Origin of the sequence: Candidatus Symbiopectobacterium sp. NZEC151, assembly GCF_025962655.1 — a bacterium.
GTDB lineage: Bacteria > Pseudomonadota > Gammaproteobacteria > Enterobacterales > Enterobacteriaceae > Symbiopectobacterium.
The window spans coordinates 1,747,894-1,766,505 of the sequence record NZ_JAGFPE010000001.1 but is presented as its reverse complement, the minus strand read 5'-3'; the positions used below and the strand labels follow the sequence as shown (position 1 = coordinate 1,766,505).

The following is an 18,612-nucleotide window of genomic DNA, read 5'->3' as shown; positions in this document are numbered from 1 at the left end:
TTAACCAAATTTTACTTGTAACATTATTGATAATAGCAGAGATTCCAGAATTATCTGCATGCGTATAAAAACAGATGGAAATTATGTTTTTTTTGATTTTTTTTATATTTAATTTTAGCGTATTGTTTTTTTATTTGTTGTAATGCTAAACATTTCAAATGATACAAAATTTAATATCAATAGATGTGAAATTAATAATTTGATCTCCGTCAACATTTACGTTTTACATTGTAAGCGCGTTGTAAGTAGGGGACCGTTTAAATAACGTTGCCAGACAAAGTTCTTTGCTTTCAGCCAACTGGGTTTTCAATACAGAGCGTTCCACCTGATGACCGGCATGGCGGGATGCCTGAGCCGGAGATTGCCCTTCGAGTGAGGCCGCTGTCAATTCGGCACAGAGCAGACCGCCAGTACCTTTCGGCGCGATCGGTAAGGGGGGGTGACGGTCAATCATGTAAAAACCATGAAAAAGAGGTAATTTATTGTTTATAGCCGTGATCATTGAAGGTGCTTGATTTTACGTAGCAAGGAGATCCATGCTCTCGCACATGAAAATTTTTATCACTGTTGATCAAAAGACTGAACTTGAGCGCCTCCATGATACCAGTCGTGACAAGCGGGTTTGCGATCGCATCAAAGCCATCCTTCTGGCATCTGAAGGATGGCTTTCTCCCATGAGTGCTCAGGCTCTTCGCCTGCATGAGAGCACTATCAACCGCCATATCAGTGATTATCTTAATGACCGGAAGCTCAAACCTGAAAACGGCGGCTCTGACAGCTTGCTCAACGCTGACCAAACCGATAAGTTAATCCAACACTTATCTCAGTATTTGTTCCATCATACCCATGAAATCGTGGCTTATGTTGCTCATTGCTGGCGCATCCGTTTCAGCGTTCCCGGCATGAACAAATGGCTGTACCGCCATGGTTTCACTTACAAGAAACCCGCAGGCATTCCTCATAAATTCAGTGAAGAAAAGCAGAAGCAGTTCATTGAATATTATGAAAGTTTAAAAGAAAGCGCCGGTAATGAACTGTAGTGGTTCACTGATTCCGGACACCTCAATAGCCTGTTAATGTAACAACAGAAAATTGAGGTGATCGAGCAATGACTCAACGTAAGCGAACCAAACGTCGTTTTTCTCCCGAGTTCAAGCTGAAAGCTATCGAGCAGGTGATTAAATACCAACAGCGTGCTGTTGATGTTGCCCAATCGCTGGACCTGGACCCCAGCCAACTTCGCAAGTGGATACGTCAGTATGAAGCTGAAATTCAAGGCATCACTCCTGCTGGTGTGGCGTTGACACCGGATCAATGTCGGATTCAGGAACTGGAAAAACAGGTTCGACGCCTTGACATGGAGAAAGAAATTTTAAAGCAGGCGGCCGTGTTGATGAGCGAAATCCCCGTCAAATCTGCGCGTTAATCACACGGCTAAACACGAAATGGTCGGTAACGGAACTGTGCCGTTTGCTGAATATAACGCGTAGTGTTTATTACGCCTCACGGCATCAACAGGTTGATGTTAAACCCTTGCAACTACGGGCGCTGGCGCGCGAGCTACATCAGATAAGCCGTGGCTCTGCCGGCAGCAGAACACTAAGTTTACTTATGCGTCGGAATGGTCATGCTGTAGGGCGCTGGCTGGCAAGAAAATTGATGCAGGAATGTGGTTTACTCAGCCGACAGCCAGGAAAATACCGATATCTAGGAAGTAGGGAAACGTCCCTCGCTTCGCCGAACCTGCTGAAAAGACGGTTCATGCCGGCCTCACCGAACCAGGTCTGGTGTGGTGACATAAGTTATAGTGTGCCCGGAGTTCAGGGCGAGCATGGATGCTCAAATGAACCACGAGTCTGTCTGGAATATTGAACCGGTAACTCGCCATCAGAAACCCAACAATCCCACCGGGTGTGACGGTGGAGAACCTGAGCGGCAGTGACCTGCGGCATGCCCGCAGCGTGACGTAACCCGCTGACAACGGGGATTGAGGCGAGATCACTAAGCCGAGATGATCCTCAAGGTTGAGTACTGAAAGGCTGAAGAACATGAACCCGTTAATCCACCTCTGTGGGTTGAAAATGTCACCACGGCCTACGTGATCTGACAAGCCGTGCAGAAGGAACTGGCAGTGATACGTAAGCACTGGCAGTCGAAGGTGTTTTGAAATATATTCGAAACACTGGAACAGCAGCGTCTATCACACTCGCATTGCTGACTTCTGCCAACTTGCGGCAAGCAAGGACAAAGAGTGCGACGGGCAGCCTCCTCAATACGTCTGAGTCCAGGCAGGTGAACCGGGGAAGGTCAGCGACGAATGTTAAGGGGGCATGGCTCCGATGACGCACTGGCTGGCGGAGCTTCCGTAGTAGTCTGCGATGGGGAAAGCCCATTACATGGCGAAGGGGAGCAGTTTAAATGTGTTTGCGACGTGAATTAACTGACCTAACGAGGTGAAGACCTTTGATAATCAGCGAAATGCAACGCAAGCTTGCCACATGGACAGCAACCGATCCGTCCCGACGGATTGAGCGTCTGCTACGTCTGATAACACAACCAGAATGGCTGACTGAAGCGGCGCGGATCACGCTCTCATCAAGGGGGGCACATACCCCCGGCGTTGATGGTGTGAACAAAGCAACGCTACAGACCAGTCTGGCTGCTGAGCTGCAAAAGCTCAGGGATGAACTCCTCTCAGGTCACTACCAGCCCCTGCCAGCCAGACGGGTCTACATCCCTAAAAGCAACGGCAAACAGCGACCGCTGGGTATCCCTGCCTTGCGAGATCGTATTGTTCAGCGGGCTATGCTGATGGTCATGGAGCCGATCTGGGAGAGTGATTTTCATACATTCTCATATGGTTTCCGGCCTGAACGCAGCGTCCAGCATGCGATCCGCACGGTGAAATTACAACTTACCGACTGCGGCGAAACGCGGGGCCGCTGGGTGATTGAGGGTGACCTGTCCAGCTACTTCGACACTGTGCATCATCGACTGCTGATGAAAGCCGTGCGCCGCAGGATCAGTGACGCACGCTTTATGAGCCTGCTGTGGAAAACCATTAAGGCCGGGCATGTTGATGTAGGTCGGCCAGTGAAGGCGTGCCACAGGGAGGCGTAATATCGCCGCTGCTGTCGAATATCATGCTGAATGAGTTCGACCAGTATCTGCATAAACGCTACCTGAGCGAAAAAGCCCGCAAGGATCGCTGGTACTGGAATAGCAGTATCCAGCGGGGCCGAAGTACTGCAGTCAGAGAAAACTGGCAATGGAAACCTGCCGTGGCGTACTGCCGTTATGCCGATGACTTTGTGCTTATTGTCAAAGGCACCAAAGCACAGGCGGAAACCATCAGGGAAGAGTGCCGAAACGTACTTGAAGGCAGCCTGAAACTCAGGCTGAACATGGACAAGACCAGAATCACCCATGTTAATGACGGTTTTATCTTTCTGGGTCATAGAATTATCCGCAAACGCAGCCTTTATGGTGATATGCGGGTGGTATCGACGATCCCGAAGGAGAAAGCCAGAAACTTCGCCGCGTCGCTGACGTCTCTGTTATCAGGCAATTACAGTGAAAGCAAAATCGATATGGTTGAGATACTCAACCGGAAACTGAAAGGCTGGGCCGCGTTCTATCAGTTCGTTGATTTTAAGGCCAAAGTGTTTAGTTCTGTCGATCGTGTGGTGTTCTGGAAGCTGGCTCACTGGCTGGCCCGAAAATACCGTAAAGGTATCGCATACCTGATGAGGTGGTGGTGTAAACCACCGAAACCGGGTCAGAGTAAAACGTGGGTATTATTTGGTAAAACCAACCACGGGAAGCTCAACGGTGAAGTACTTTACCGGTTGGTAGGGCAAGGTAAGAAGCTGTTCCGCTGGCGTCTGCCCGAAGGAAACCCTTACCTGAGGACAGAAGCCAGAAACACCTATACATCACGGTATCCGGAAGTGGCAATGGCGTTCGCCAGCGTTTAAACGGAGAGCCGGATGCGCTGAAAGGTGTACGTCCGGTTCGGAGAGGAGAGGCAGGGAAATAGTCCGACTACGCCCTGTCTCTTACTCTACTTAAAACACATGAAGGTTGGTTATATCTTGCGGTAGTGGTCGATCTGTTTTCCCGTAAAATCATTGGCTGGTCGATGCAGGCCAGAATGACGAAGGACATCGTGCTGAACGCATTGCTAATGGCGCTGTGGAGGCGTAATCCGCAAAAACAGGTGTTGATACATTCAGACCAAGGCAGTCAATATACTAGCCACGAGTGGCAGTCATTCCTGAAGTCACATGGTCTGGAAGGTAGCATGAGTAGACGCGGCAACTGTCATGATAACGCCGTTGCCGAAAGTTTTTTCAAGCTTCTCAAGCGTGAGCGGATAAAGAAAAGGATCTACGGAACGCGGGAGGAAGCCCGAAGCGATATTTTTGATTACATCGAAATGTTTTATAACAGCAGGCGTCGACATGGCTCGAGCAATCAGGTGTCGCCGAATGAATATGAACAGCAGTATTATCAACGACTCGAAAGTGTCTAGATTACCCGTAGCGATTCACACAGTATGCTCGTATGTATGCTAAGAGTAATTCAATTTCGAGTAATTGTATTGTAGAATTGAACTCGCTTATCAAAAGAATTTCATCTATAACTACAGAAACTCCTGTCCCTAAAGCTATAGTACTGGTAGACGATGTTGTAGTAAGTGGTGAAACCCTTTCAGATGGAATTTAATCTTTGTTAAATTCCATTGGAACTAATCTTCAACAGCAAAAAATTCCCTTATTAGTCATCGCTATCGTCGGAACTGAAGAAGGTGAAGCAAAAGTTAATGAGATTCTTAAGCGACATTTAGAAATTAATAAAATTTATGTCGCAGAAATGCTCGAAAATACCAGCACTGCTTTTCATAAAGATGGATATGGTTTTTGGAATGATATGGATGAAATGCACAGAGCTAAATCATTATGCTTGATATTAGGGACAAAAATTTATAAAAAACCTTTAGGATTTAATGATCAAGGATTATTATTGGTATTGCCTGAAACTTGTCCAAACAACTCTTTACCTATTCTGTTTCAGAGCAAAGCTGGCAAAGAACCTTGGAAGCCGTTATTTGAGCGGCCTACATCCTAAATCGGGTCAAGAGAAAGGGGCGATCCCTTATTATCAATAATGTAATATTTGAATCGGATCGCCTATTTTTTAATTTAATTAAAAAAACATCCTTAATTTTTCAAATAATGATGTGTAATAGTTGCGACTTGATCTGACTCATGACCTTGAACGGTTGAGTTTTATCGGTTTTGATATGGGTACCGAATCCTTATACAAAACACGAGGTAACTCTCATGATTCATACTAACAATCCTGTCATCAAACACAAAACAGGTTCGCTCCATCTTGCTAAAGAACTCAGCAATGCTTCTAAAGCCTGTAAAATCATGGGTGTCTCTCGCGATACCTTTTACCGTTATCGGTGTAGTCTCTCCGGTTTTTAGTACCACCGCCAATGAGGATCTCCGGCCAGTTTTTGCCGCGCATAGATAACAGGCGGCATATCACCCAGTGAGCTATGTGGGCGTTCTTGGTTATATTCTGTGCGCTAGTCCTCTGTGAGTTCGCGCACTTCAGACAAGGTTCTGAACAGATACATATCGAGTATTTCTGTTCGTAGCGTTTTGTTAAATCGCTCGATAAATCCGTTCTGCATCGGCTTTCCGGGCTGAATAAAATTGAGTTTCACACCGTGGCGTTCTGCCCATTCGGCTAATGCTGCAGCGGTGAGCTCTGGCCCATTATCACTTCGTATAAAAGCCGGGTAGCCTCGTTCTGCGCTTAATCGTTCCAGAATGCGAACAACACGATGAGCTGGTATATTTAAATCAACGTCGATGGCCAACGCTTCCCGATTAAAGTCATCGACGACGTTAAATAACCTGAATCGCAGCCCGTCGCTCAAGGCATCACTCATAAAATCAACAGACCAACAGTGGTTCATTTTATGCGGTATAACCAACGGCTGTGGATGTCTGTTAGGTAAATGTTTTTTCCCTTTGCGCCGAAAGTTGTGTTTTAACAACCGATAGATCCGGTAAACCCGCTTTGCATTCCACAGTAACCCTGCCTGTCGTAACTTATTGAACATAAGCCCAAAACCATAGGCACGGATACTGGTGCGCCAGTTTTTGTAGTGCCTCGACCACAGGCAGATCCCGTGTTGTGTTCGGGCAATAATGCAACAGACTTCGACTGATACCGATAATCCGGCACCTGCGTCGTTCGCTGGCCTGATGTTCCGTCATAACATAACGCACCAGCTCACGCTTCTCAGGCACCGTTAAAGTTTTTTTGAAACAACATCCTTAAGAATTTCATGATATAAGCATCAGGGATGCGTACATTTGCTTTAATCGGCGATTTTCCTCTTCCAACTCTTTCATCCGTTTGATATCAGAGGACTCCATACCGCCATATTTGGATTTCCAGTTGTAGTACGATGTCTCGGATATTCCCGCTTTTCGGCAGACGTCTTTGACGGTACGTCCGGTTTCAACGGACTTTAACACGGCGATGATCTGGTGTTCTGTAAATCGGGCTTTGCGCATAGCGATCTCCTCAACGGGACATAATCAGTATGTCGGAAGATCTCTAAAAGTGAATGGTTCGGTTTACCGGGATACTTACACCCAAACCCCAAACCCCAAACCCCAAACCCCAAACCCCAAACCCCAAACCCCAAACCCCAAACCCCAAACCCCAAACCCCATACCCCATACCCTTTTTCACCGCTACAGACCAAGGGGCGCTAGCTCCGGGTAGGCAGGGTTGGTTTTTTCTCCCGTGTGTTTTTCGTTCGTCTCTGCTTCCGGTTAATTGTTTCCCAGCACAACCCGTCACGCAAGGGTGAAGTGCACGCATGCTGCGCCCTTGCATGCCAGAACGATGCCGGGAAAGCAAACCGTCAGGCGATACGAAGACGAAAACCACACAACCGACGGAGAAAAAACCATGAAAACTTCCCTGCATACCCGGACCAGCGCCCCTAACACTGCAACGGCGACCAGCGTATCCCCGCTGGACCCGTCAGGCCCCTCAAACACGAAATGGTCTCAAACCCAGACGGATATCTGCCAGACCGTTACCAACAACATCATTGCAGCCCTGGAAGCGGGCGTAAAACCCTGGACCTGTCCCTGGCAGCGAGTGCCCGGTATGTCAGATTTACCGGCTAACTTTGCCACCGGCATTGCTTACAGCGGCATCAATATCATGTTGCTGTGGTGCAGTGCCTCAAAGCAGGGATTCAGTGATCCGCGCTGGATGACCTACAAACAGGCGCAGGCAGTGGGCGGGCAGGTGCGCAGAGGTGAGCATGGCACCACGGGCATTTTTTACACCACCGTGGAGAAGGAAAATAAGGAGGGCGATATCGAGCATTTTCCCATGTTAAAAACGTTCGTTGTTTTTAACGTTGAACAGATTGACTGTTTGTCCCAGGACGTTGCGCCAGCACAGCCCGCTGAAACCTTCGCGCCGTTGTCGCGTGTTGAAGCCCTTTTTCATCACACCGGCGCGACCATTACTGAGAAAGGCCAAAATGCGTTTTACCGGCCATCAACCGATGAAATCTGGCTGCCAGAGCGCCGTCTGTTCGCGGATGCTGCTAGTTTTTACGCAACTGGCCTGCACGAACTGGTGCACTGGACGGGGGCCAAAAGCCGTCTGAACCGTGACATGAAAGGACGCTTTGGCAGTGAGGATTATGCGTTTGAGGAACTGATTGTGCGCCGTAGAGGCGCGAATACTGGAGTGGATATGATTATTCTGGATAGCTGGGAAAATCCATGCGAGCCTGACTTACCGGTGCCGGTGATGAACTGGTTGAAATCCCAAAAGGGGAACGGAACCATAGCATGTCAGGAAAAGGCTCAAACTGCCGAAGCCATCGTAGGCCGGGCGGGTCATCGCAAGATGCGTATGGTGAAAGCTAAACTGCCTGAACCTCAGTCCTCAGAGTTTTATCCTCAACAACGACGTAGCGGTGGCTGCAACGTCGTGCCGTGCCGATACCGGGATGCCATCAGGCCCGGTCTGAAGAAGATGGTGCGACTAAACATCTTCGGCCCAGCCAGCACGGTCTGCCCCCTGTCAGGGGGATCAAAAGGACGAACGGGGCACCTGTCCGCATCGTATCTCCATATTCGCGTAACTACGGGATCGCCTAAATGGGCGCGAGTTTTGCGACCCACATGGCGACAGAGCTGCCATAGTAGCCAAATGCCTGAGGTAATGCTCAGGACAGCCATCTCAGGGTGGATGATCGGGAACGAAAGGTTCCGGGTGACCGGGCCGGGAGTATCCGCTGATCAGGTGAAGGGCAGCAGTGTTTGCGATTCGGGTCTGCCTACAGAGGGGGTGTGCTGATGCTATCCGATACTCTGCAAAGGCGACTGGAATCAATTCCCGTCCTGTCGAAACAGGGGAAGAGAATCAATGGATTGTCACGGATTATGACTGCGCCGAAGCTCTGGTTGCAGGCGTATGAAGATATTGCACCTAACCGTGGGGCGACGACCCGGGGAGTCTCCAGCGACACGCTGGATGGTTTCTCTCTGGAGCGTTTAACCAAAATTATCGATCAGGTCAGTAACGGCACCCACAGGTTCTCCCCTGTGCGGCGGGTACTCATTCCCAAAGCCAATGGAAAGACCCGCCCTCTGGGCATTCCAACGGCGAGTGACAAACTGGTGCAGTCAGTGGTGAAAATTATTCTTGAGCGCATCTATGAACCGGTGTTTTCGCCAAAATCATACGGTTTCCGGCGGGGATGTTCGTGCCATGATGCACTTCTGGATATTAAACATCACTGGACTGGAGTTAAGTGGTTGATCGACATAGATGTGGTCAGCTTTTTTGACAACATTGATCACCGTGTACTGCTGGCACTGTTATCCAGGAAAATCGAGGATAAACGGTTCCTCAGGCTGATAAACAATATGCTGAAAGCGGGTTATATGGAGGACTGGAAGTTCAGCGCCACCTATAGCGGAACGCCACAGGGCGGCGTTGTTTCACCCATCCTTGCCAATATTTACCTGCATGAGCTGGATCAGTTTCTGATACAGAAAAAATCACAGTTCAATAAGGGTGAGCGCCGTGTGGAAAACCCGCAATACCAGCGTCTTACACAGCGTATATATCAGAGGAGACGCAGGGCTGAGAAATTACTGAGTGAAGGCCGTGAAGGTGATGCTCAGGTAATCCTCACCTCGGTCCGTTGTCTTGAAGAGGAACGGTCCGTCATGCCATCAAAAGACGGCATGGATCCGGGCTATAAACGGTTAATGTTCTGCCGGTATGCTGATGATTTCTTGATTGGCGTTATCGGTTCCAGAGACGAAGCACGGGAAATAATGCGCGAAGTCACAGCATTTCTTTCTGAAATTCTCCATCTGGAGGCGTCTCAGGAAAAGAGCAAAATCAGTAAGGCGACGGATGGAACGATTTTCCTTGGTTATACAGTGAGAGCGATCACCGACAGTCGGATCAGAAGAACGAAACTGGGCAGACGCGTAGTTCGTTCAAGGGACCCGGCGGGTCGGATCCATCTTCTTGTTCCGCCTGAAAGGCTGGTCCGGTTTAATCAGCGTAATGGCTATGGCGATCTCGGTCGACTGAAAGCGATACACCGGCGTCATCTGGTGGACAGCAGCCTGCTGGAAATCGTTTTAGCCTATAACGCGGAAATGCGGGGGGCTGGCCAATTATTACCGTCTGGCTTACTGTGCGAAGTTCAGCCTACGCAAGCTGTGGTTCCTCTGGGAAACCAGCCTGCTCAAAACGCTGGCCTTCAAATTACGCCTTTCCGTAAATCAGGTGGCTCATCGTCTTAAAACAAGAAATGGTCTCGTGGTTCGCTTTTGTATACATGGTAAAGAACGGGCTGTTGCCGTGTTCAGTCTGAAACACCTGAACCAGCTTCCGAATCTCGGAAACAAAGTTGATAAACTGGCAGTTCCCTGGTTTACCAGCGGACGTTCTGATGTTATGGACAGGCTTTTAGCCCGACAGTGTGAATACTGCGGAGCAACAGGCGTTCCATGTGAAATCCATCACAGCCGTAAGCTTGCGGATATGAAGGATACACCACTCTGGAAGCAGGTGGCGGCAGCAAGACGGCGCAAGCGAATCGTTTTGTGCCTGACATGCCACAAGTCTCTGCATGCAGGAACACTGAAACCACGTAACGGGAATGGGAACAGGCAAACATGGAGAGCCGGATGATGGGAAACTATCACGTCCGGTTCGGTGGGCGGGAGAGGCATGTTCTCTCTGAGACATGATCCTCCCGACCCAATGCTGAGCTTGGAAGCGCGTTCCTTATGGCGGATCTGGGGATTCTCGGCGAGGTTCAGCATGAAAGCTATATCGCCGCATGGTTAAAGGCCCTGAAAGATAACAAGCGTTATATTTTTAAAGCCGCTAGCGCTGCCTCAAAGGCGCATCGATATTTGATGGATAGACTCTGAATTGGACGGGGCAGCAAAGGAATGCTGCCTTTGGAATTATAGCGTTAATTGGTAGTGTTATAGAGAAATAACGATCAGAATCAAGCCGACTTTAATAGCGATGCACTGTTTACTGGTGCAGCCGCTATTTCCTTGCTGATTATCAATCCCAGAAGGATAATTGTGAGTAATAAAAATCTGTCCATTTCATATTGACCTGATAACATAGGTAATGAGAGGGATCCTGACTCTGTCGGTGAGCGCCTCGCTCTTAACCGACAGTCAGATTGAGTAACACCTTACCCGGTTTATGAGTATTGCTTCAGCTCCAGCTGTTGCAGTTCAACAAGGGTATAAATACGAAAAACATTCCGATGGCGTGTCTCCAGAGGAATATGCTGATGATTCACGATGACGTATTTTATATTAGCGAACAGCAGTTCAAGGGCGCGTTTTTTCTGTAGATCTGGCACGATATAGAAAACGTATATCCAATGCTTATTGGTCCGCGCCAGTAGGTGGTTGGCGATAATCATCTGGTAGCGCGCTTTGGTTTTCAGGTGTCTTTCTGTTTCGATGGCGATGACTTTTCCGCCCGGGAGAGTGATCACCCCATCCGGACGGTGTTTTACCTGATATTGTCTGACAAAGCCTGAACGGTCACCGTTTATCCAGCCAGAAGCGCCTTTCTTCTCCAGAATTAGCTGGGCTGCCTGATTATCCAGGTGATGTGCCAGCGTCCAGCCCGTGATTTTTGAGGGCTCGAAGCGAGCCGGGAATATATCATCGTCAGGGGTTAAAACGAGGGCCAGTCCGTCATTGGTTATCCCCCATAATGAAGTTTTTATGTGAGGTAATTTGAGCTCATGTTTTTGGATTAACCCCATCTCCACGACCTTTGCCAGCAGCGTATAAAGCGACTTGTGATCTCTGAAACCAAAAAGCAGCATCAGCATTTTGAAGTCGCTGTAGGTTTCTTCTTTCAGAAAGCACAGTAATCTTTTTATCTTCCCGCTATTCAGTGCTGTGCGTTCGCCCGGTGATGAGATAAGCATTAATCCTCCTGATTATCGGGTGAGTATGATCCTGTTTCATGGGATGCTGGTGCGACTGCGCTTTCTTCTTCATCACTGAAAGCCAGTGCGACTTTTACCGTTGCTGTGCGGGTGGCAATATCAGGAGAAAGGGAACAAATCTCCAGCGTGCGTTTCTTGACCCTGATGGGTGAAATCAACGAGGCTGTGGGAAGGGCTTTTGTCGTAAAGATGAAGCTGACAAAGTCGGGCAGGTTCAGCACCATATTACTGTCGATAAAAAACCGTTCCGCCTGCCTGATGCTACGTTCACTGTCGATCGTCTCTGTCAGTACCGCATTGGTTTGTGCCTTGCGGATTTCATCATCAACTAATATGGTGCCAGACATTCTCGCTACCCATTCAGCGGTATCCGGATCCATAACACGATAAACCAGTTTGAATTTGGCGTTTTCAACGACAGCGCTAATAACTGCCTCACCGTTCAAATCTGCCGGACAGTCTTTCAGATCGGCGATGGATTGATGCGCCATGATGATATGTACGCCTTTATCCCGGGCCGCCCCCAATCCTTCCAGTGCCGGTTTTGATAAATGGTATTTCAGTTCATCGAGAAAAATAGCAATGGGGCGGGGCGCTGCGTTTATCCTGTCGCGTCGTTCGGCTAACTGATAAAGGCGAACCAGCAACATGCGTTGTGCGGTAATAATTTTGCTGTTGCGCATCGAGCCGATGACATAGCAACAGCCGCCTTCCTCAAAGGTCTGTTTAAGTGCATATCCTCCCGGCGCATTGATGGCATTGAGTAATGCCTGCTCTTCTATCTTGCCGTAAAAAGCTTTTATGTTTTCCGCAATACCCTGAACATAATCACCGTTATAAATATCCCGGAGGGTAGCCTCTGGATGGTGGCGGATAAATTGCGCTGCCATCCGTGCCGCCTTTCTGTCATCGATACGGTAAAAGTCGGACTCCTGACCTTTCTCCGCCAGACTGAATCCCGCAACAAAAAGCTCTTCCAGTTCGTCGTCGGTAATATCCTCAATGAGATTTAACTGGTAATGCTGTTTTCGCAGGTCAATCAGGACAAAGGGTTTACCGGCATCCTCGCAGGCTTTGCGGTAAAGATGCGGTGCCCATTCATCATCTTTGGGGTCCATAATAAATACGCCTTCACCGGCAAGAATACTTTGATAAAGTAATATTCCGGTGGCTACCCCCTTACCGGCACCGGTGGTTCCGATAATATCCGCATGTTGTTTTTGCCAGTCTTTTAACGGGAGATACATGGGGCGTTTCTCCCGATCTATGCCGATGAAGATGCCTTTGTTCAGGTTGATATAATCCAGAGGATCATAATGCAGTGTGTCTGGCAGGAGTGACTTTACCGTGCGGATATCCGTTCGCAGCGCTCTTTCAAGCGTTGTCTTTTTGACGAGACGTTTTTTTATCCTGTCCAGTTCCGGTGTTAATACCCGGCGCAGCATAATATGAAAAATAATCCCGGTGACAGTGAAAGCCATCCGTAGTGACCAGGCCAGCACGGTATTATCACTGGTGAGTCTGATCTTATACAGCCACTGAAAAAATTCGATAACGACCGGGGCCATGGTGCCAGAGAGAAAACATAACAGGGAAAACGCCATAATCAGTTTTTTCCATAACACAATATGTTGCCGACCATCGTTTCTGAAGGTCAGTAAAAAGGGCATGGTCAGACCCGAGAATAATGCCAGCACCAGTTGATAAGCTTGCGTGAAAGCAATAACGGTCAACGCGCCATTGACTATCGGAGAGAGTGAGATGGCCAGCTTATGTAAAATCATGGAGCCTCCTTTGTGAGCCACTCGCCCCAACGCATTGCCCCAGCCATTCGCCCCACGGTGTTGGGCGAAAAGGCGGGGCGAACGTCTGGGGTTAAGAAGGTGGCCGCTGTGCGGCCATGTGCAGGAAAGCATGCTTCCCTGCACGAAACGGCGTGCGCCAGTACATGCGGGCTGGACGCCCTTATTGCCTGGCACATGGGTGTAATGTTGCGGCTGGACGCCGCACCAAAACCCCCAACGTCAAAGGCGGCACACCGTCGCGCGCTACGCGCGACCAACCCCTTTAAGACGGTCGCTTTGGCCCTTTATTTCCCTTGCGCGTTCCTTGCAACGTGAAATAAGCGGGAAGCGGACCTTTAAAGGGGTTGGTCGCGCCACGCTACCGGCTGTTGGCCGGAGACTTGGCAGCGACGGTGTGCGGGGCTGCCGCCCCCCAAATAAACCGACGCGTGGGCGCGTCTTTTTGCTCGCTGGGGCGGCAAAATTTATTCGGCTCCCCCCGGCCAGCGCGATTCACCTGGGGTGAATGCGCGCCGGTGGGTGCGGCGACGCCAATTAGCAATTTCTGCGAAATTGAATTTACTCACCGCACACCACTTTTTAATGCCTGCGCGGGGCAAGCATTAAAAAGCCTGAAAGCGCCATGCCCTGCGCCGGACTTGCCCAAATTACGGCGTAATTTGCCCCGCCCCTCCGGGGGGGCTATCGCCATCCGTTGCTAAAAACAGGTCGGGGTTCTGGGTGATATTTTCAGCGGGGGTTTTGTCGGGGGGCCGTTATTTTTATGCTCATGCTTACTCTTCGTTATAGCGGATCGCTACGAGCGTGTCCTGATAACACTGGCGACTCTCTTTAACGCTGTTTTTATCCAGAGTAAATCCACGTCTGGCTGCTTAGCCGGGTTTAGTCATGATGGTTATTTCTCCTGGTTAACCCCGCAGGCGGCCAAATTGCGTGATTATCTGGCGGATAATGGCAGGATCTGCAGATGCACATTCCGCTAAATAGGCCTGGCGCGCCCCGGCGGTGGCAGCGGGCAGAAAGCCCCAGCGGTTGGTTTTCACGATAGTAAAAAAGTCCCGTTCGGCGTTTTGGCATTCACTGCCGGTATCGCTTCCGGTTATTTTTCCGTACAGGCATAACACCGTTTCACAGGCATCAGCGGCGAAAGCCGATGAAGTAAATAATGTGGACGTGCAAAAAATAATCGTGGATAGGGTGTGTTTCTGCATAGTGTTTTCCTTATTAAGATGGGTGCGTGTTGTTGATGGTGTCCTTCATTTCTTTCAGGTGCAGCGGTTTGAAATAGATATCGCCCATGCGGCGAATATCACCGTCGATATTCACGCTGACGATAATATCGACACTGTTAAGCACCTTGCGCAGCAGTACATCAAACGGGATGTTGTGGCAGTCGGGGTTTTCGTAGCAGCGATCGATGATCCCTTCAATACATTCTCTGGGGCTGCCGGCATGCAGTGAGGTCATCAGTCCCTGATGGCCTGAGCCGATTATTTTTAATGCGTCCCAGGCTTCCTTGCCGCGTATTTCTGCCAGCAGGATCCGGTCTGGATTCATGCGGTAATTGGCACGTATCAGCCTGCCGGGGGTAATAATCGCCTCCTCCCCGGCATCCGCCGGGTAAAACAGATGCACATAATTGCTGTGGCGATAAAATTTGATTTCCGTGTTGTCTTCGAGGGTGATCAGCCTGAGGTGCAGCGGAATATAGTGCAGCAGCATTTTCATGTAGGTGGTTTTACCTGAACCGGTTTCACCGACAATAAAAAGGGTCTTGCCGTATTCCACCGCCTTTTCCATAAAACGGGGAATATCGCCCCGCTGATAGTATTGCGTCAGTGCATCATCGCGACTTTCCGTCTGCTGCTTATTGGTTACCCGGTGATAAAACCCGTTATCGATGTACAGCTGATGGGCTTTTTGTTCAAAGGCGGGTTTGCGCAGCGTAATGGAAACGGTATCGCGCTCGCACGCCGGAGGAATAATTACCTGAACGCGCTCACCGGATCCGAGTGTGGCAGAAAGGATAGGGGATACATCATCAATATTGTCCTCGTGCCAGGCAGCCAGCGCGTTGGCAAAGGCATAACACTGGCGCAGGGTGACGGCGGCAGCGTGCCTTTTCCATGCCCCGTGTATTTTGGTGTGGATCTCGCCCGGTCGGTTAATGGCGATTTCAGTTAGTCCTTCAATCGGCAGTAGTTCACCGAACAACTGCTGTTTCATGAAATCCAGCGACAGGTTTTCAGTGCCCATATCCCCTCGCTTTCAGCCGTAGCTGATAGATGGAAGAAAAATCAATATCCGCCCCGGTCATGATGCCGATGATGTCCCCCTGATTCAGGTAGAGCGTCGGAGGGATGTTGATGCTGTTCTCCAGCGTGATTTTTGCCATTTCAGCCGTGGCGGCACGGGTGTTTTCGGTGTAGTCGGTATGGCGGTCTTTGCCCGGCGCTGCGCCTGCCGCTGCGGCGGCCACATCCTGCACCGTGCTCAGCATCAGCGCATTGCCAAACCGTTGCCAGAAATGGCTGTCGATCCGGCCCGTGATACCGGCTTCGCCCAGTTGGCCGGTGACCTCGGTATCGGTCAGCGGTATTTGCAGGCTGCCGGGCTCCGGCGTGCGCAATTCAGTCCAGATAACAAACATCCGGCTGCGCCCGTGCTGCAATGCGCCGGTGTGATAGACTCCCCGCGCCAGGGTGCCTGCCGGGATCAGCCTGACGTGGTTGCTGGCGCTGTAGACATCCTCACCGATCAGGCAGGAGATCCTGCCGCCCACCTCGGAAACAAAACGCCGCATCATCGAGCAGGGGATATAGCGGTCAACCGGGATATACAGATCGGGATCGAGCCCCAGCCGCCTGACATGGGTAATGGGGGCTAATGCCGGGCGGTCATGGGGACTGTCTGAAGGCGACGCGTTCTGTTCACTGCTGTATGGCTGCTCTTCTTTGCCCTTAACCAATGTCGCAGAGGGGACGCTCGAACTGCGCTCTGAGGCGGCTGTGGTTGTACCGGTGCTGTCGGCCAGCGCCGCCGCCTTATTTAACGTTGGCGGTTCAGGGGGCAACGTGGCGGCAGGTGGGCTGGCAGGCGCTGTGACGGAAGGCGGTGTCTGTTGCCCGGACAGCCCGAAAGGGTCGCTGTCCATACCCAGATTGCGGCGCACAGGCGCTGGCGTAACGCCTGAGGGTGACGCGCTTCCTGCCTCATTCTTTCCTCCTGTTTTCAGCGTACCAAAAAAGCGACTACCACCCAGCGACAGTGCTATCGATAAGGCCAGACTCAGCAGGATGACAATCAGTGTGCGATGCCCGGAGGTTTTACGAAAACGCGCCACTTCAGGCTGGTTGGGATCATGCCGCTGCGCCTGCGTATGTGGGGTCCTCTCCGCACGCAGGCGTGTGCGGGCTTCCGCTTCCCGCTCTGCGGTTGTTTTCTCTGTTTCGGTCGATGGCGTGTCTGTCATTTGGCCTCCAACTCGACGTCTGGCGACACGGTGTCACCCCTGATCAACGGTGTTTTGCCAAAGGCGCTGTTTTCAATGCCGACCACGGCGTGCCCGTAGCGCAACACCAGTTGCGGCGAAAGGGCGCGTAGCGTCAGCACGGTGTAGCGGCCCTGCTGCATCACCACGGGCGTGACCACCTGCTCCTGACCGTTAACCACCAGAAAAGGCGCAGGCAGGGTTTTGGACGGTGAAAAGCCGAGATAGGTAAAACGGCCATCATCATAGGCAAAGTCGGGCGTAATAAAGGCGGCGTGTGCGGCAACCCGTTTGGTGTAATCCCAGTTGCGCGCTGTACCCGACTGGCTGAATGCGGCCGCGATACGCTGTTTTTCTTCCTGCTCTGTTTTTTGCTGCGTTGTACTGGCCGCCGTTTGCAGAGCATTATCCGGGTAGTGATAGCGGATAACGAACGCCAGCGTGGGCGTATCCTGATCCAATACCCTTAGCACCATGCTGTAAACGCGTTTGCTGGTCACCACAATCAGATTGGTGTTCCAGTCCTTGCCGGTCGGCAGAAACACCTGATTGACGCTGTTGCCCGGGGTATCGGTGACCGGCTGGCTGATGGGCGTGGGGCTGACGTCTACCCGGTTGCCATTTTTGGTGACCGTCCATCCTTTGGCAAAGCCGGTTTGTGCGTCGATAACCTGTTCATCATCATCAAACAGCAGCGTGGTGAGATAGCCGGGGCGGGTGTTCACTTCGGTGGCATTCTGGCTGTTGTAGGTGACGTTTTGTATCCGGCGATCGTATCTGCTGCTCTGGGGCACCGAGGCGGCCCAGACGCAGGACATGAAAAGAAGGCCGAGGGGCAGGAGAATTTTCAGCATCATTCTTTCCTCAACTCTTTATCGCGTTGGTAACTGGTGACGATAAACCCGAGCGGGTTTATCTCGCGTTGGCTGTCGGTCAGCACCTTGTGTGGCAGATAGCGGTAGGTCAGGCGGATATTCCAGAAATCGGTTTTGACCGCGTTATCGGCAATGTGTCTGAGGGTGCGTTTGACGCGTAAGGTAGCGAGATGATCCGGCTGGGTGGCAGGGGCATGGACATTGGAAATAATCTCTATATCCACCCGGTATTCCGCTTTATTAAACAGAATATCCGGTGCCTGCACGCCATTAAATTGGTCCAGATAATCCCGGTTCACGCTGTCGCTGTTAAATAACTGCACCTCGTCGTAATCGCGCTGAAGTGAAAAATAGTTATACCCTTCGCGCAATGTGACGTACTGCGCTGCGAAGGCATGAGCAAGGGCGTCCTGGGTGGCAATGTCCCGCTCTTTAATGCGCGTCATATATTCATAACGCCCGGTTTGCTTATCCACCGACCATAATTCAACGTTGGTGGTTTTCAGCGGCAGCAGCAGAATGATGGCAATGAGCGCCAGCGCGGTGAGAAGGGCACCTGTCGCTGCCAGACGCCAGGCGAGCTTTTTTTCACGGGCCTCTTTTTCCAGCATGACGCTTTCAAAGCGGCGGGACGAGGCAATGATTTTTTCGGTTTCAAACATGCGCGGTGACCTCATGAATGATGGCCGGGGAATTGACGGGCTCCCGGTCGCCGGAGACCGGCGGGAGCTCGTCGTGATGCCGTGCGCAGCCGATAAGCGCGCACAGCAGCAGGAGAAACAGGCTGGCTTTCATGGCAACTCCTTCGATGATGAACGTGACCCCACCGCGCCGGTCGGCGTGGTGATTGCACGATGAGGG

Annotated in this window: 14 protein-coding genes and 7 pseudogenes; 12 read left to right on the top strand and 9 right to left on the bottom strand. The window is 50.8% G+C overall.

What is annotated here, in order from left to right:
- Positions 1-223: 223 nt before the first annotated feature.
- A complete protein-coding gene (locus tag J5067_RS08015) occupies positions 224-454 on the bottom strand; it encodes a hypothetical protein (RefSeq protein WP_264650814.1) in 231 nt (76 codons plus the stop codon).
- A gap of 94 nt (positions 455-548) precedes the next feature.
- On the opposite strand from J5067_RS08015, the pseudogene J5067_RS08010 reads away from it, so the two are divergent.
- From J5067_RS08010 to J5067_RS07985, 7 genes and pseudogenes are all read left to right on the top strand, one after another.
- A pseudogene (locus tag J5067_RS08010) lies at positions 549-1,034 on the top strand (winged helix-turn-helix domain-containing protein); the annotation flags it as partial.
- 74 nt (positions 1,035-1,108) lie between these two features.
- Positions 1,109-1,426 carry a transposase gene (locus J5067_RS08005; protein WP_264628332.1) on the top strand — a complete coding sequence of 106 codons (318 nt, stop codon included), beginning with the start codon at positions 1,109-1,111 and terminating at the stop codon, positions 1,424-1,426.
- 44 nt (positions 1,427-1,470) lie between these two features.
- Complete coding sequence (locus J5067_RS23280) at positions 1,471-1,872, top strand: IS3 family transposase (protein ID WP_369076096.1); 402 nt, start codon at positions 1,471-1,473, stop codon at positions 1,870-1,872.
- A 606-nt stretch (positions 1,873-2,478) separates the two neighbouring features.
- Positions 2,479-3,977: pseudogene (gene ltrA, locus J5067_RS08000) on the top strand (group II intron reverse transcriptase/maturase).
- Between the two features lie 80 nt (positions 3,978-4,057).
- Positions 4,058-4,534: pseudogene (locus tag J5067_RS07995) on the top strand (IS3 family transposase); the annotation flags it as partial.
- Positions 4,535-4,731: 197 nt separating this feature from the next.
- Positions 4,732-5,130: a hypothetical protein gene (locus J5067_RS07990; protein WP_264646078.1), complete on the top strand. Its 399-nt coding sequence runs from the start codon at positions 4,732-4,734 to the stop codon at positions 5,128-5,130.
- Between the two features lie 215 nt (positions 5,131-5,345).
- Positions 5,346-5,474: pseudogene (locus J5067_RS07985) on the top strand (helix-turn-helix domain-containing protein); the annotation flags it as partial.
- A 17-nt stretch (positions 5,475-5,491) separates the two neighbouring features.
- Here J5067_RS07985 and J5067_RS07980 read toward each other — a convergent pair.
- Positions 5,492-6,602 (bottom strand): annotated as a pseudogene (locus J5067_RS07980) (IS3 family transposase).
- A 403-nt stretch (positions 6,603-7,005) separates the two neighbouring features.
- Here J5067_RS07980 and J5067_RS07975 point away from each other — a divergent pair.
- From J5067_RS07975 to J5067_RS07965, 4 genes and pseudogenes are all read left to right on the top strand, one after another.
- Positions 7,006-7,824: pseudogene (locus J5067_RS07975) on the top strand (ArdC family protein); the annotation flags it as partial.
- A 596-nt stretch (positions 7,825-8,420) separates the two neighbouring features.
- Positions 8,421-9,890 (top strand): reverse transcriptase domain-containing protein, encoded by a 1,470-nt coding sequence (locus tag J5067_RS07970; RefSeq protein ID WP_264627695.1) that lies wholly within the window; start codon positions 8,421-8,423, stop codon positions 9,888-9,890.
- On the top strand, positions 9,772-10,281 hold the full coding sequence (locus J5067_RS23275; RefSeq protein WP_369076099.1) for a hypothetical protein: 510 nt from the start codon (positions 9,772-9,774) through the stop codon (positions 10,279-10,281). Before J5067_RS07970 ends, J5067_RS23275 begins: the two co-directional genes overlap by 119 nt.
- 74 nt (positions 10,282-10,355) lie before the next feature.
- Positions 10,356-10,526: pseudogene (locus J5067_RS07965) on the top strand (zincin-like metallopeptidase domain-containing protein); the annotation flags it as partial.
- Positions 10,527-10,813: 287 nt separating this feature from the next.
- On the opposite strand, the gene mobC reads toward J5067_RS07965, so the two are convergent.
- From mobC to J5067_RS07930, 7 genes are all read right to left on the bottom strand, one after another.
- Positions 10,814-11,560 carry a MobC family replication-relaxation protein gene (mobC, locus tag J5067_RS07960; RefSeq protein WP_264650813.1) on the bottom strand — a complete coding sequence of 249 codons (747 nt, stop codon included), beginning with the start codon at positions 11,558-11,560 and terminating at the stop codon, positions 10,814-10,816.
- Entirely contained in the window at positions 11,560-13,365 is a 1,806-nt protein-coding gene (locus J5067_RS07955; RefSeq protein WP_264650812.1) for a type IV secretory system conjugative DNA transfer family protein, read from the bottom strand. Before J5067_RS07955 ends, mobC begins: the two co-directional genes overlap by 1 nt.
- Positions 13,366-14,294: 929 nt before the next feature.
- Positions 14,295-14,597, bottom strand: coding sequence for a TrbM/KikA/MpfK family conjugal transfer protein (locus tag J5067_RS07950; protein ID WP_264646082.1), 303 nt, complete (start codon positions 14,595-14,597; stop codon positions 14,295-14,297).
- A gap of 13 nt (positions 14,598-14,610) precedes the next feature.
- Complete coding sequence (gene virB11 / locus J5067_RS07945) at positions 14,611-15,642, bottom strand: P-type DNA transfer ATPase VirB11 (protein WP_264646083.1); 1,032 nt, start codon at positions 15,640-15,642, stop codon at positions 14,611-14,613.
- The gene (gene virB10 / locus J5067_RS07940; RefSeq protein ID WP_264646084.1) at positions 15,632-16,858 is read right to left on the bottom strand and encodes a VirB10/TraB/TrbI family type IV secretion system protein; all 1,227 of its coding nucleotides are present in this window, start codon (positions 16,856-16,858) and stop codon (positions 15,632-15,634) included. Before virB10 ends, virB11 begins: the two co-directional genes overlap by 11 nt.
- A complete protein-coding gene (gene virB9, locus J5067_RS07935) occupies positions 16,855-17,733 on the bottom strand; it encodes a P-type conjugative transfer protein VirB9 (RefSeq protein ID WP_264646085.1) in 879 nt (292 codons plus the stop codon). Before virB9 ends, virB10 begins: the two co-directional genes overlap by 4 nt.
- Positions 17,730-18,413 (bottom strand): virB8 family protein, encoded by a 684-nt coding sequence (locus tag J5067_RS07930; protein ID WP_264650811.1) that lies wholly within the window; start codon positions 18,411-18,413, stop codon positions 17,730-17,732. The genes virB9 and J5067_RS07930 overlap by 4 nt, the downstream gene beginning before the upstream one ends.
- 73 nt (positions 18,414-18,486) lie before the next feature.
- Here J5067_RS07930 and J5067_RS07925 point away from each other — a divergent pair, with 73 nt between their 5' ends.
- Positions 18,487-18,609 (top strand): hypothetical protein, encoded by a 123-nt coding sequence (locus J5067_RS07925; protein WP_264646096.1) that lies wholly within the window; start codon positions 18,487-18,489, stop codon positions 18,607-18,609.
- Positions 18,610-18,612 lie beyond the last annotated feature (3 nt).